This is a genomic window from Spirosoma arboris (assembly GCF_009754945.1).
GTDB classification, from domain to species: domain Bacteria; phylum Bacteroidota; class Bacteroidia; order Cytophagales; family Spirosomataceae; genus Spirosoma; species Spirosoma arboris.
The window spans coordinates 87,561-101,477 of record NZ_WPIN01000006.1; the positions used below are offsets into that span (position 1 = coordinate 87,561).

Annotated in this window: 12 protein-coding genes; 7 read left to right on the forward strand and 5 right to left on the reverse strand. The window is 46.1% G+C overall.

Features of this window, described 5'->3' with window-relative positions; all coding sequences use genetic code 11:
- Positions 1-3: 3 nt before the first annotated feature.
- From GO755_RS17440 to GO755_RS17460, 5 genes are all read right to left on the reverse strand, one after another.
- On the reverse strand, positions 4-3,258 hold the full coding sequence (locus GO755_RS17440; protein WP_157586473.1) for a SusC/RagA family TonB-linked outer membrane protein: 3,255 nt from the start codon (positions 3,256-3,258) through the stop codon (positions 4-6).
- 468 nt (positions 3,259-3,726) lie between these two features.
- Positions 3,727-4,146 (reverse strand): hypothetical protein, encoded by a 420-nt coding sequence (locus tag GO755_RS17445; RefSeq protein ID WP_157586474.1) that lies wholly within the window; start codon positions 4,144-4,146, stop codon positions 3,727-3,729.
- Positions 4,147-4,229: 83 nt separating this feature from the next.
- Positions 4,230-4,967, reverse strand: a complete 738-nt coding sequence (locus GO755_RS17450) for a DUF1223 domain-containing protein (protein ID WP_157586475.1) — start codon at positions 4,965-4,967, stop codon at positions 4,230-4,232.
- Between the two features lie 16 nt (positions 4,968-4,983).
- On the reverse strand, positions 4,984-5,790 hold the full coding sequence (locus GO755_RS17455) for a molybdopterin-dependent oxidoreductase (protein WP_157586476.1): 807 nt from the start codon (positions 5,788-5,790) through the stop codon (positions 4,984-4,986).
- Positions 5,787-6,548, reverse strand: a complete 762-nt coding sequence (locus GO755_RS17460) for a cytochrome b/b6 domain-containing protein (protein WP_157586477.1) — start codon at positions 6,546-6,548, stop codon at positions 5,787-5,789. The genes GO755_RS17455 and GO755_RS17460 overlap by 4 nt, the downstream gene beginning before the upstream one ends.
- Positions 6,549-6,660: 112 nt before the next feature.
- On the opposite strand from GO755_RS17460, the gene GO755_RS17465 reads away from it, so the two are divergent.
- The 7 genes from GO755_RS17465 (at position 6,661) to GO755_RS17495 (ending at position 13,574) form a co-directional block, all read left to right on the forward strand.
- Complete coding sequence (locus tag GO755_RS17465; RefSeq protein WP_157586478.1) at positions 6,661-8,322, forward strand: 7TM diverse intracellular signaling domain-containing protein; 1,662 nt, start codon at positions 6,661-6,663, stop codon at positions 8,320-8,322.
- A gap of 209 nt (positions 8,323-8,531) precedes the next feature.
- On the forward strand, positions 8,532-9,269 hold the full coding sequence (locus GO755_RS17470; protein ID WP_157586479.1) for a hypothetical protein: 738 nt from the start codon (positions 8,532-8,534) through the stop codon (positions 9,267-9,269).
- A gap of 61 nt (positions 9,270-9,330) precedes the next feature.
- Positions 9,331-9,945 carry a hypothetical protein gene (locus tag GO755_RS17475; protein ID WP_157586480.1) on the forward strand — a complete coding sequence of 205 codons (615 nt, stop codon included), beginning with the start codon at positions 9,331-9,333 and terminating at the stop codon, positions 9,943-9,945.
- A gap of 34 nt (positions 9,946-9,979) precedes the next feature.
- Positions 9,980-10,555, forward strand: a complete 576-nt coding sequence (locus GO755_RS17480; protein ID WP_157586481.1) for a hypothetical protein — start codon at positions 9,980-9,982, stop codon at positions 10,553-10,555.
- A 13-nt stretch (positions 10,556-10,568) separates the two neighbouring features.
- Positions 10,569-11,771, forward strand: a complete 1,203-nt coding sequence (locus GO755_RS17485; RefSeq protein WP_157586482.1) for a hypothetical protein — start codon at positions 10,569-10,571, stop codon at positions 11,769-11,771.
- Positions 11,772-11,876: 105 nt separating this feature from the next.
- Positions 11,877-12,713, forward strand: a complete 837-nt coding sequence (locus tag GO755_RS17490; protein ID WP_157586483.1) for an MBL fold metallo-hydrolase — start codon at positions 11,877-11,879, stop codon at positions 12,711-12,713.
- A gap of 81 nt (positions 12,714-12,794) precedes the next feature.
- Entirely contained in the window at positions 12,795-13,574 is a 780-nt protein-coding gene (locus tag GO755_RS17495; RefSeq protein WP_157586484.1) for a patatin-like phospholipase family protein, read from the forward strand.
- Positions 13,575-13,917 lie beyond the last annotated feature (343 nt).

Below are 13,917 nucleotides of genomic sequence, written 5' to 3' on the forward strand. Positions count from 1 at the left end.
AAATTAGAACCCGATATTCAGTCCAACCTGATACGACTTAATGTTTGGTAGGGTGCTGTGGTCTACCCCTCTGTCGAACGAAGAGTTAGAAGAGCCAGAACTAACTTCAGGATCATAGCCAGAGTATTTGGTGAACGTCAGGATGTTCCGACCCGTAAATACAACCTGGACTTTATTGAGATACGGTAATTTTACAAGTCTGGCGACATCGAAGGCGAGCGAAACGTTCCGCAACCGTACGAAAGAAGCATCTTCTACGTAGAAGTCTTTGGTGGCATTGTTACCCGCACCCCGTGTGCTACCCCACAGGTTATAATAAGCACTGGACCAGTAGGCAGGGAAAGCGCCTGTTTTTCCATCGATGGTAACTTGCTTGCTGAAATCACCGCTGATTCCATCCCGATACAACCACTCTTTCGTTTGGTTGTACAGGTGGCTGCCGTTTACCCAGTCGAACTGGAAGTTTAAGGTCAGGAAGTTCTTGAACGTGACGCCATTGATGAACGACATGTTAAACTTCGGATTCGGGTTCATCAGCGGATACGTTTCATCCGTAAACTGAATTTGATAATCCGATTTTTTGACTACACGACCGTCTACGATAGTGTAGTTAGCCTTATCTGCTTCCGTAATGTACTTTGTGCCATCATGACGAGTGTAATCCAGGCTAGTTAAGGCCTTGTAACCATACACTTGACCAATTGGCTGACCTGGTGTTAAAACCAGCGCGGTGCTACCAGCATTCGAAGTCAGGATAATATCGGCACCACCCGAGATTGCATCAATTTTGGAGATCTGGTGGCCAAAATTCGTTGTGAAATCCCACTTCAGGCTTGGGGATTTATAAACGGGAATGGTCAACGAGAACTGGACTCCATTAGATGACATGTTGATGGCATTAGTTAACTGACCAGTCGAACCAAGGGAAGGTGGTACACTAACTGTATAAATCACGTTTTCGCTCGACCGTTTCCAGTAGGTGAACGCGCCCGAAATAGAGTTCAGCCATGCCCGGTTCGAATTGCCACCAATGGTAAAGTCGGTACCAATTTCGAGTTCTTTCGATACTTCTACCTGTAGGTTAGCATTTTTTGTGGTAGTCGGAACCGTATAACTTAACCCCGAACCCAGGTTCTGTTGACTCAAAACAGGGTAGCGGTCAAAAGCAGTAGGTTGGATACCCGCTTCGCCATAGGCCGCTCTCAACTTGAAATACGATACGGTATTAGCAATGCTGCTGTTTTTAAAGAAAGACAGTGGCGAAATATGACCGTCAAAGTGCGGGAATGTGAATGGCGTAGAGCCACCACCGAAAGCCGAAGACCAGTCACTCCGGAAACCAGCGGTAATACCACCATAATCGCCAAAGTCAACTTTTTGATTAACCAGATACCCATACGTAATGAATGGAGTAACAATGTCAGTCGCCACGTGCTGCTCTGAGGTAGCGCCAATATTGAACGGTGGTGACGTACTTAGGCCTACACCATACGTATCATATTGGGTCGATTTGTTCTTCCGATAATCGAACGACACCTGCGTGCTGGTCTGGATCGGCAGGTTTATATGGAAGTCATTTTGGAAATCAGTCCGTATGTAGGCCGTACCCAGGAAGTTCTGGAACGTGTTGTTATACTGGAAGTTGTCAATTTCACCCTTATTATCTGGAGCATAGTTTGCTGCCCATGATTGATAATATTCTGAGCTAATATTTTGCGACTGGTTGAAGTACGTCCAGCGAGCAGTTTCGTTCCGGTAGTTGATACCATATTTAGCATCTAATTCGAGGAACTTGTTGACCTTATAGTTTGCGTTGAAGTTTTGGAGAACGTCAATTTTATTATTTACCGCATCCGTGTATTCCGCCTGATAGTAGGGGTTACCGGCATTAACACTAAGGAAGTCGGCAGTTGGATATACTGGATAGGTTCCATCAGCCAGCTTGCGAGTTAAATCGAAGAAAGGCGATGTATTTAAAAAGCCATAGACTGATCCTACGTTCCCGGATCCACCGTTAAATGGTCCATAAGCCGCTCCCAAACCGGGCTTCATGGTATTTCTGGTGTAGACCAACTGCGTAGTAGAACGGAGTGTAAATCCTTTGAATAATTCAGTGCCTATGTTAGCCGATAAGTTGCTTCTATCAACAGCGCCATCATTGCCTTTTAAAATTGGCGAAACAGTATGGTTATTTGCCGCTGCTATATTGAAGTCACTTTTTTCTGATGCACCCGAAATGTTGATATTATTATTCCAGGTACTTCCTGTGTTGAACACTTGTTTGAAGTGATCATAATATTTCAGGTTTCCGCTATACGGTGTATTGGCATCATTGCGGATATCCTGAATGGCATAGCGAGTTGCGCCACCGTACTTATACGAAATACCTTCGATGGCTCCATACTGCGTATAGTCTAATACCTTACCATTTACATCGACGATGTTTCCACTTGCATCGGTCAGATAGGGGTGTAACTCTGCTTTGTGTACATTCCCCGTATTGAGAAACTCGTTCGCCGAATAGCTGGTCGAGAAATTAACGGCTGTACGACCTTTTTTCCCCTTTTTAGTAAATATCTGAATTACACCGTTGGCACCCTGGGCACCATAAATAGAGGCTGAAGCAGCACCCTGTACGACCTCTACGCGGTCTACGTTGCTTAAATCCAGTGAGTTAATGTCAGTAGAAGCAACCTGTACGCCATCTACCATGATCAGTGGTTTCGTACCGCCCTGTACGCTGTTGATCCCGCGAAGCAGAATGTTGACGGGGTCACCAGGGTTACCACTGGTCGACGAAATCTGAGCGCCCGGAATCTTACCGATTAAGGCCTGATCGATAGAGGCAGTCGGTGTCTGTGGGAGATCTTTCGACGAAACCGATTCAACAGCAATACCGAGTTTGGCTTTACTCGTAGCGACCCCGCTACCAGTTACAACCACTTCGGTAAGTAGGCGCGAATCAGAGACTAAGCTGACGTTTACTTCCGATTCATTACCGAGCTTGATTTCCTGCGTTGTGGTACCTACGAAGCTAAATATTAAGGTAGTACCTTTTGCGGGGACAGAGATGTCGTAAATGCCACCTGCATCAGTTGATGCGCCCTTACTTGACCCTTTTACAATTACCGAAACGCCTGGTAAGGGCGATCCATCTTCAGCCGACGTTACTTTGCCGATTACCCTCCGTTCCTGAGCCCACGCAGTGGTCCAGAGCGAGCATGCCAATAGCATACTCACAAATAGAGATTTCATCATAAGTTGTTAGTGTTAAGTTAAGAAAAATGCTACTTTTTTATAAAGCTACTGAATTAAGGAAAGACAAAACAAATTTTTATTCAATTTTAATGTCAATAGCTTAAATTCTCTATAATTGATACTTTTCGGAATATTATTTTGCCTATATGAAGTTATACGGTTTTTATACAAACCCTTGAATTACTTATAAATTATATACTTTATGATATATTGTAGGTATTTGTACTTGAATAAAATTATATTTATTAAAATAGTGCAAGTAATTACTGAAGCTTTATTTTGAATAAGGAGCAACGTTTTTGTTATAATTTGAGTAGTAAAACTCAATTTACAGCAAGAAAGAAGGGAGTTAATTAAAGATGCGGGAGGAAAAGTTGTGTCGGATCTGATTTCATCAAACGCGATCAGGAATAGCTTAAAACAAAAAAAGAGCGCGGTATGCCGCGCTCTCAATGTCAAAAAGGTTATTTATTTTAGTTTTTCATCTGCCTTGGGCTTAAGCGTACCACGGGCAATGGGTTCCGGCTTCGACTTGGGCGTAGTAAAACGTAGTAGCATCGCTTTGGGGAACACTTCTTTAGGTTGCCTCGTAATAACTAATTGGTAAGATCGAGTGCCGATAACCAGGTTAGAATAGGCCATAGAGGGCCCAGATTCCTGTAGTAAACCCCAGTTGGCAATTGGCTCCTTAGTCAATAACGTCTCATCTTCCTCCGACAACGCTGCAAAGGCTGTATCAGGCAGGAATTGTTTTCCGCTCACGCTCTCAATGACCGAAATAACAGTCGGCGGAGTGGGTGTGGTAGTTGTGGACGATGTGGGCTTGGTTTGGGCAGCTGCTAATACTCCCATTAACAGCAAGGATAAAACTGTGAGTGATTTTTTCATAATTCGTTGAGTATAAGTCTATGTCCTGCCGACTGCGTCAAGATGCAATCGGGTTATAAGTCATTTAGTAAACCGCTGAATGCTTATAACTGTTTCGCGCCAACGATTTGCCCGTTATCGGTACGCTGAACATACACCAGTACTGCCGTTTGGTTAGCACCCAGGCCAGCAGGCAATGGTAAAGTCGTGCTGCCCCCTGTTCCTGCTTCGTCAATGGTTTTAAATTGCCGGACAACGTTTGTATTCACTAAGGTTTTTCCCCCGTTTTCGCCGTTCTGCACAGCAGTCCGCGCTTCTTTCTGCACTAACGCTACGTTTATGCGGTAGGGGCCTGCGGCCGATAAAGTATAAGAGACGGTTATCTGTTTCGCGTCTTGAACAACGTGCCCATCGACACCGACAAAAGCTGATACTGGTTGTTTCTGAATGGCTTGAATCGCCTGTTCGATTCGGCCACGTTGTCCACCAATTACACCCTGACTACCATTAATGATCAACTGAGGGGTATATGTCTGGCTTTTAAGGGTTCTGTCGTATTGACGTTGACGATCTGTATATTGTTTAGCGCTGAATGGGTCCTGCCAGCCAAGTCGATCCCAGTAATCGACGTGGAAAGAGAGTCCGTAGACAGCCTGACCAGAGCGGGCAGCCTGTTGGGTTATGTCCTGCAAAGCTTTGTCGGCTGGTGGACAGCTGGAGCAACCCTGCGAGGTAAACAATTCCAGTACAATAATAGGCTGGGCCGCTGGTTTTGCCGGTTTGTCAGCCGGTAAGAAGGCTGCCATACCGAAGGCAGTCAAGAGGATAAGCAAGTGGTTCATATTGTCCTTGTTGTGTTTATAGACCTACATAATAATCATAGCCTCGTTCGGCCCAAAAATCGCGTGGACGTTCGTCGGAGAAGAACATTCGGCCAATACGTTTCAGGTTCTTTACACCGTATTTAACGGGAATAATTAGCCGAAGTGGAGCGCCATGAGGAGCTGTGATCGGCTGGCCATTCAGTTCATAGGCCAGCAACGTTTGCGGGTGCATCGCACTTTCTATGTCGATACCTACATAATACCCTTTGTCGGGCGTTTCCAGACCTACGTATTTATATAAATCGTCGGCATTCTCAGGATTGGGGCCGTTACCGCTTTTGGTGCCCAGCTTATAATTTGCCAGAAAATCGGACAGACGCGCTCCACCCCAATGTTGCACCTGGCTCCAGCCCTCAATGCACTTGAACTCGTACACGATCTCATGTTTAGGCAAGGCTTTAATATCGTCGACGGTCAGCATAAGTGGCTGACCTGTTCCTGAAGGGTGGTCAATCTGCAATTTCCAGTCTTCAGGAATAGGGCTCTTAATGCCGTCGTAACCATTGACACGCGCCTTTTTTGCTGCATCTTCTACCGCAAATGTGGGTACTAAGTGCGTATTGCTGAAGTACGTTCTGGCAACCTGTTCATTGGCATTTAAAACCGTTCGAAGCGGTCGTTTAATGCCCTGAGCACCGGCGCTTTTCGTAACCCATTCATACACACCAACGGGTACGGCACTCGCCAGCGCAAACCAGCCAAACGATTTAATTAGCTTCCTGCGAGCGACTGACTCAGGAATATCATTCTCTGGGAGCTCGGGTTCAGTTGGCTGGTTCATGATAGAGCGGGCGATATAGTGGGAGATGGTTCGAGTGGTCCGTCGGTTTCTGGCTCAACGGGCTGATCAATAACAGGTTCGGGTTTTACAGGATGCTCTGGGTTATGCGGTTTGATTACTTCGAAACCGGTTACCATCGACTGGAAATTTTGCCAGCCCGCCCGAATTATCTGTCCAATATGAATGACAAAAAACAGGACGTAGCCAATCGTCAGCACGAAATGTTCCAGACGGGCAGCTTTGTAGCCACCTAGTAAGCTTGTCAGCCACGAAAATTGGGTGGGTTTATAGATGGCAAAGCCCGTTAAAACCGAGCCGACGCCCATGAGCATAATAGAAAAATAGGCAATCTTTTGGGCACCATTGTATTTGATAAAGGGCGGTTGCGTTTTGCGGAGGCCCAAATCGTAAAGGGTTACCTGAATAGCTTCACGGAACGAGCTTAAGTTGGGTACCAGATGCCGCCATTCGCCAGATATAAACGTATAGCCAACATACAGCAGGCCGTTCAGCATAAACAGCCACATAAAGACCCAGTGCCAGGCCATACCTTCGGCCAGTCGACGCTGCACATGAAGAAATTTGTAAAAGCCATCGGGGAAAAACGAGATGAGGGTATAATCGCCGATCTGGATTTTATAAGGATCATAAGCCCAGTAAATCAGCAGCCCACTCCAGATCATGACGAATAGAACCGGAAAGTTAATCCAGTGAAACCACCGAATCGCCAGTGGGTGTTTGTGAACAATGCGTTTCATTGAATGTGCGAGGGTATAGTGTGAAATATACGCCCAATAACTAGGAAAAGTTTGAACGTGATAAATTTGTTATAATTTCACAATCAGGCAATTGTCCGTTCGATGATACGATATGATTTATGTACGGGTTCTCTTTCTACTGATTGTGAGTGCGCTGTCTGCAGCGGCTCAGCCAGTTGCGAATCCTGTTCCAGATCAACTGGTGGAGCTGGGCCCGAAGGCGCTTATTTTAGATGATCCTACCCTTCAGCTGACATTTGCCCAGGTAGCTGCTAAACCAGATTCGACTTACCGACTCAGTCAGCAACAAAAATTGAATTTTGGACATACAACTTCGCGTATCTGGCTAAAATTTCACCTTGATAATCCGCTACAGGACTCGCTTTTTCTGCTCTTCATGACGCAGGATGTCGATTATGTTGATCTCTATGTAATCAACGAAACCGGCGCTATTACGGAGCAACATTCGGGCGTATTACAACCGTTTGAAAATCGCTATTTTCTGACCAACACCGTTGTACTACCGATTGGTAAACAGCCTCATACGGTATTTCTGGCCCTTCGCGACGATAATATCCTTCATTTTTCGGTTTTGCTGGCCCCTGTTCGTCCAATTGTAAGTCACCTTCAAAAAGAGTCGCTTTTCAATGGAGCGGTAATGGGATTGATGCTGGTAATGGTGATTATTAATCTGTTTGTATATGGTCTTGTTCGAGATCGGGTTTATCTGCTTTATGCCGTTTATGTGACGCTGTCGTGCCTCACCTTTATGTCGTTTGAGGGTTTATTATATGATCTGCTCTGGCGCTCGTTTCCGGCCCTTAATAATGGACGGCTCTACTTACTTATTACGGCTATGACGTTTGGCGCAGCCGTCTGGTTTTCAATGAATTTTCTGCGTACCCGAGAATTTCTACCCCTATTTTTTCGCTACTTCATTGGCTTACTAAGTCTGGTGGGCCTAACCACACTGTTGCGTCTGCTTGAGGTACCCGGTTTGGAGCGGGCTTTTTACGGACTGACCTTGTTAGGCTTTGTGTCTCTTCTGATACTGGGGGTTCGAACCTATCGACAAGGCTATCGACCGGCTCGCTACTACCTGCTGGCCTGGAGCTTTTATATTGCTGGCGCCATGACGAGCGTACTGGGATTGCTTGACGTACTGACATTTACGCACCTTTGGGTTGTGTATGGGTATCAATTTGGAGCTGCCTGTGAAGCTACCCTCCTGACCCTGGCCCTGGCCGACCGACTACAAACCTATCAGGCTGAATACCAGACCGCGCAGCAGTTAGCGTTAACGCGTGCGGGCGAGAATGAGGAACTACTGGCCCGAAATAACAAGTTGCTGGCGGAGAAACTGCAACATGAACATCGCCAGGACCCTCTATCCGACGACATGCGTAGCCTGTTGCGGAGCATGAAAGAAGACCGGGAGCGGATTCGGAAAATGGCGATTCCTACCCTCGACGGAATATTGCTTTTTCCAGTAGGGGACATCACCTGGCTCGAAGCGGCCGGGAGTTACACAACCATTCATTTCTCGAATCAGAAAACTGTTCTCGCATCGCGGGGACTAGCCGAGTTTGAGCATCTGTGTGCCGAAGGAGAATCCTTTTTTCGTACCCACAAATCGTACATTGTCAACCTCAATCATGTGGTCAAATACCTACGTGGCGAAGGTGGGCAGGTAGTTCTTGACGATGGGTGTACGGTTGACGTGTCCCGGCGCGCAAAACCCGATTTAATGAAGCGATTGGTAGGGGAGGAATGAGGATGTTGGCAGCCATAGCCGATCCTGTAATCTAGTAAAAACCTCCGTTGTACAACTCAACCCCTCCGTTGGTCAACTGATGCTGTTTTGTTGTGAAGTTGACAGGCAATTTTGATTCGCTTCTACTCCACAGAATCAGCGGTGTTAATTAACAGAGTACCTCTTCTATCCACACTTATTTTATCAAGCTTACTCCCAATCAAAAAATCATGGCTAGGTTTTGCGTACTATTCTACCATAACCTCCTTGTTTTCTGGGCTGGTTTTCTAACTATTTCAGGTTCTGCCTTCGCTCAGACTTTGAGTCCCCCACTAGCTCGCTGGGCGATTACTGTTCAATTGGCAGTACCTATTTATACGCCTTCTTCATCAATCCGAAGCCTAATGGAAGCTAATGGGTTGGGGGGAGCTTCTTCCGGTTTTTTTGGGACAAAATCGTATCCTGCTACTCAGGCAATACCGGGTATAGGGCTGCGAGTTGAGTATTTTCAAACTCACTCGAGTATGGCTGTTAATCTAAACCTCCTTGAAGGGTCTGTGGAAGGAAGTAGCGGTGCATATATACGATGGCGGACAATTTCGTTTGCACCCCTTTACAGTTACTATTCACGGCAACGTACCCGTCGTATCAGTATAGGCCCGTCCGTTCAATGGTTGCTTAACGAAACAGGAGTAGACTTTGCATCCATTATTCCTGGGTCCTCTAGACCAACCAGACAAACATCCATCGTACCTGGGTTGGTGATCGACGCAGCCGTACGATTCCCGGCCCGCCGTAAATTCTTTATGGAGTTAGGCGGACGGTACGATGCGGCTTTTGGGCGGCTACACAATGAACTAAAACAGTCTGGGAATAACCGAACGATAGACTATGATCTGACTTATAACCGGTTTACGTTCACAGTAGGCGCTGGCTTTCGATTGGGCGCGCATCGACAGCAGCAATAGCCTTCAAAATTTTATCCGAACCAGCTATCTTAAAGATGGCCTTCTTAACCAATAAGTAGCTATGCATGTTCGACTTATTGCTCTACTAATCGGAGGACTGGCTCTTAGTCAATCAGGGTACAGTCAGACTAAAGGCCCCAGTTTTTTTCTACGGCGCTACGTAGCTGATATAACACTAAAATCACGAGGTCAATTTGCGACGGGTGTTCTGTATGAAGTGACAGACTCTACGCTCGTTTTGGCGCCAATTAAAGGGATAAAACCGAAATTGAATGCGCTCATTGTTCAGCGGGGAGGTACGTTACCACCAACTGATTCTGTCAGACGAGTAATTCCTTTACAAACGTATCGGTATTCGGCTATAAGCCTGATAACGGTTCACCGCCGTGGCCGCGGTGCCAGAGGATTGCTGTTTGGTACGTTGATTGGGGTAGTCACCGGGTTTATTCATGGCGGGGACCCTGAAACTATCGCACTTTCGAGGCTACGCGCTACAGCGGGCGATTATGCAATTGCCTATGGTTTAATTTTTTCGGTTCCTGGGGCATTAGTTGGCGGGTCTATAAGTAGACGTGTAGATGCAAAAAAACAATCTATAGCGGTTGAGGTACCTCGGCGATTCCGAAAACTCTCCATTGTGGATCAGGTCAACCAGGCCAACCTGTATAAGCCCTGAAAAGGCTCTTTCATCAACTGTAAACCTATTTTGTATGCCTACCTATCGATACTATTTGCTGGCCCTGCTTTTCATACTAGGTAGCCGCACCCCTGGTTTGGGTCAGGAGAGTTCGTCGCTGATACCAGCTCCTGAAGAAGCAAAACAGGCCATGACGTTGGATTTGCTGGGCAATACACCTGTACTTGGCGTCAGCTACCACCATCAGATTATCCAATTTGCCACCCAACGTCAGTCGTATGCCGGCGCAATAGAAGTAAGTGCAGGAGCCGGTATTATCCCAAAGCTCTGTCTTTGGGGGCCTTGCGACGATAAACTGTCTGTTTCCACACATCATAGCCTACTATTGCTTTGGGGGCGTCGGCTTCAGGTCGAAGTTGGGTATGCAGGTGTCTTGGGTCAGAAAGGAATAATTGCCAGTCAGGCCTATATACCCGGAGTTATTACTGGTTTACGTTATGCTCCTAAAACCTGGCTGGTACGTCTGTATGTTGCCGGCATGATCTACTCCGAGACTAGAACGAGTTCGAAAGCCTATGATGATGTAGTCTGGAAAAAGACGACGTATCTATTCCCAAGTCCCGGTCTGTCTATTGGCCGACGTTTTTAAAAAAGCTATTCAGATGAAACCATTACTACTTTTTCTGAGCTTTATTGGTGTTCTAAACGCCTGTAAACCAATTGAGTTGTCGACTAGTGAAACGCCCGTTCTGGAACAGGATGTGCCTCATAAAACCTACCAGCCTACTGGTAATGTTTGCCTGACTTCTGATGGTGGATTTGCTACGGTACTCCTGCGACAGGCCTTCAATCAGGCGGTGTCATTATATAATGGTATATCCTACATAACGCGAAATGAAGTTGTGGTCGTTAAAACGGATCAGTTAGGACAGGTTCAGTGGTCTAAACTGGTTGGTACTGGAGGGAGCACGCCATTGATTCACCCGTTAAGTGACGGCGGCTATCTGGTTTTTCAATTGATCCCCCCATTTCTTACGCAGAACACATATCAACTGCTTGTGAGCCACCTCAATAGTACTGGCGAAGTGCTAACGAAACAAGCTGTTGATGGGGTAAACTTAGGCCTCTATTTTACGATACAGAAAATTCTTTCTTTAGCGGATAAGGGATTCATTATCAGTGCTCATTTAGGTAATGAATCGTATTTTTTGATGCGCTTTGATGAGCAGGGGAAATTGCTATGGAGTCGATCCTATACACAGGCAACCAATACACTTCCTGGTGCCTATAGACTGGCAGCTACATCCGATGGCGGCCTGATGATTTCATGGTCTGGCTACAATAGTGCTCAGCCGGGGGGATATGAATCATTTCTGCTTAAAACAGACGCGAATGGTCAGCAAATCTGGCTCAGAAAATATGGCTTATTTACGGATAATCTGACGGTTAGTGAATCGACAGATAAGGGCTATGTGTTAGTAGGGCGAAATACATCCAGTACAGCTACTGCAGTTTTATATAAGCTCGATAAAGATGGCAATATCCAGTGGAGTAAATTATATCCGCTACGTAGTACATACGCTGGTACGCCAATACGAATTTTTGCATCGACCGATGGCTATGAATTCGTTTTTTATGCTTACCCCAACAGTACTGAAATCGTAACGACCGATCTGGCCGGAGTCGAACAAATTCATCAGACCAGAAGCGAGCCCGTTATTTCGTCCGAAAGTGGCGATATTCTTCGCCTGTCGGATGACTCATTTGTGTATATGGGTCTGGATGCATATGGCACAATTGCTTTAACAAAGACGAAACCAGATAAAACCCTACAGTGGAGCTCGCCAATTGCTACGAATAAGTAATTGAATCGGGAAAACGATGTAAAGTGCCAAGTTTACTGCAACTGGTTGGCGGGCTCGTCTTTTCGGTAAGTAGGATAAAATCCTAACTTGCCGAAAAACTCGTTTATGACTCTCCAAACCCTCGATACCGGTCTTTTTAAGCTTGATGGCGGGGCCATGTTCGGCGTTGTACCCAAACCACTCTGGCAAAAACTCAATCCTGCCGACGAACAGAACCGCTGCACCTGGGCCATGCGTTGCTTACTTTATGAACAAGGCAATCGACTTCTGGTCGTAGATACCGGCATTGGCAATAAACAGGACGCTAAGTTCTTTGGTCACTATGATCTTCATGGCGATGCCACCTTGCTGGGCTCTATCCACAAAGCGGGTTATTCAGAAGCCGATGTTACAGATGTGCTGCTCACGCACCTGCACTTCGATCATGTGGGTGGAGCCGTTCGACGCGATGACGAACAATTAACGCCCGTCTTTCAGAATGCTACCTATTGGATACATCCGGGGCATTGGCAATGGGCGACAAATCCGAACCCGCGTGAAAAAGCATCGTTCCTTCACGAAAATATTATGCCTTTGCAGGAAAGCGGCCAGTTATCCTTTCTGACTGAGCGTCCGTTTCCTTTTACCGATATTGACTTGCTATACGTGGACGGGCATACCGAAAAGATGGCCTTGCCTTTGTTTCGTATCAATGGCCGGACAGCAGCCTACATGGCTGATCTGATTCCGTCATCGGCGCATATTCCGTTACCGTATGTAATGAGTTATGATGTACGGCCTCTGCTGACAATGGACGAGAAAACTCAGCTATTGAAACAGGCTGCGCAAGAAAACTGGATTCTGATTTTTGAACATGATCCTACCACCGAAGCTGCTACCGTTGAACTGACAGAAAGAGGAGTTCGAATTCGGGAGAAAGGGAAATTGGGGGATTTGCTGTAGCGTGGACGGTCGGCCGTTGCGGTACATGCTATAAAACCAAAAAACTACATATACCGTTATCAAACCAATTAACTGAAACGTATGAAAATTGGTCTGGTATTATCGGGTGGCGGAGCGCGCGGGATTGCCCATTTGGGTATCATCAAAGCCTTGCAGGAAATGGGCATAGGCTTTGATCAGATTGCCGGAACCAGCGCTGGAGCTATTGTTGGCGCCTTGATAGCTCAGGGGTATACACCAGATGAGGGCCTGAAAATTATTGAATCATCATCGTTTATGCGCCACTTGCGGCCTGCCTGGAATCGGATGGGCCTGCTGCGAATCGATACGGCTAGTGAGCTTTACAAGAAATACATTCCACACGATTCGTTTGAAGGATTACAGATACCCTTGCACGTTGTGGCGGTTGATTTAAACGCAGGTGAGCAGGTGATCTTCGAAAAAGGCGAACTGATTCGGCCAGTGCTGGCGTCGTGTTGCCTGCCGGGTATTTTTGAGCCAATGCTTATTAATAAACGCCAGTTTGTTGATGGCGGTGTGCTGAATAATTTGCCCGTTGAGGTGATTGACGATAAAGTAGATTTTCTGATTGGTTCGCACTGCAACTCGTTTGGTATGACCAAGCCAATACGCTCAATGCGGGGTGTTATTGAGCGTAGTATTATTTTGGCTGTTCAGAGTAAAACAAAAGCAAAATTTCCCCGCTGTACTGTTCTGCTAGAGCCTGGCGATTTAGCGGGCTACAGTCCAGCCGACGTTAGAAAGGCACGTGAGTTATTCCGCATAGGCTATCAATACACCCGATCAATGGCTTCTGATATTGAAAAGGCCCTTACTCAGGTAACGGCTGGTCATCACTAGACATCACTACATAACTTTTACAAACAGAACGCCGGGCCCTAGGGCCCGGTGTTCTGTTTGTAAAAGTTCCCCATCTTATTCAGTCCCAATCGTTTGTCTTAGGTTAAACCTGAATTTGCACTTGACCAATATAGGCCCTTCTTATTATACTGAGTTTACCAGTAGAATCCATAGAATTATTTAGAATTAAATCAATATACAGTATCTATTTTGGTAGAATGCCCATATAACATAAAATTTTAGTCCTCAAGTTTAGTCTCTGAAGAAATAGTTGTCGAAACTATTTGAGTGAGGTAGTATGAGGAGATATATGTAATAAGAATGATTACTTACTTATTGGTAA

Coding starts and splice junctions, on each gene's coding strand:
- GO755_RS17440 (WP_157586473.1), bottom strand. CDS start 3,258: ATGATGAAATCTCTATTTGTGAGTATGCTATTGGCATGCTCGCTCTGG.
- GO755_RS17445 (WP_157586474.1), bottom strand. CDS start 4,146: ATGAAAAAATCACTCACAGTTTTATCCTTGCTGTTAATGGGAGTATTA.
- GO755_RS17450 (WP_157586475.1), bottom strand. CDS start 4,967: ATGAACCACTTGCTTATCCTCTTGACTGCCTTCGGTATGGCAGCCTTC.
- GO755_RS17455 (WP_157586476.1), bottom strand. CDS start 5,790: ATGAACCAGCCAACTGAACCCGAGCTCCCAGAGAATGATATTCCTGAG.
- GO755_RS17460 (WP_157586477.1), bottom strand. CDS start 6,548: ATGAAACGCATTGTTCACAAACACCCACTGGCGATTCGGTGGTTTCAC.
- GO755_RS17465 (WP_157586478.1), top strand. CDS start 6,661: ATGATTTATGTACGGGTTCTCTTTCTACTGATTGTGAGTGCGCTGTCT.
- GO755_RS17470 (WP_157586479.1), top strand. CDS start 8,532: ATGGCTAGGTTTTGCGTACTATTCTACCATAACCTCCTTGTTTTCTGG.
- GO755_RS17475 (WP_157586480.1), top strand. CDS start 9,331: ATGCATGTTCGACTTATTGCTCTACTAATCGGAGGACTGGCTCTTAGT.
- GO755_RS17480 (WP_157586481.1), top strand. CDS start 9,980: ATGCCTACCTATCGATACTATTTGCTGGCCCTGCTTTTCATACTAGGT.
- GO755_RS17485 (WP_157586482.1), top strand. CDS start 10,569: ATGAAACCATTACTACTTTTTCTGAGCTTTATTGGTGTTCTAAACGCC.
- GO755_RS17490 (WP_157586483.1), top strand. CDS start 11,877: ATGACTCTCCAAACCCTCGATACCGGTCTTTTTAAGCTTGATGGCGGG.
- GO755_RS17495 (WP_157586484.1), top strand. CDS start 12,795: ATGAAAATTGGTCTGGTATTATCGGGTGGCGGAGCGCGCGGGATTGCC.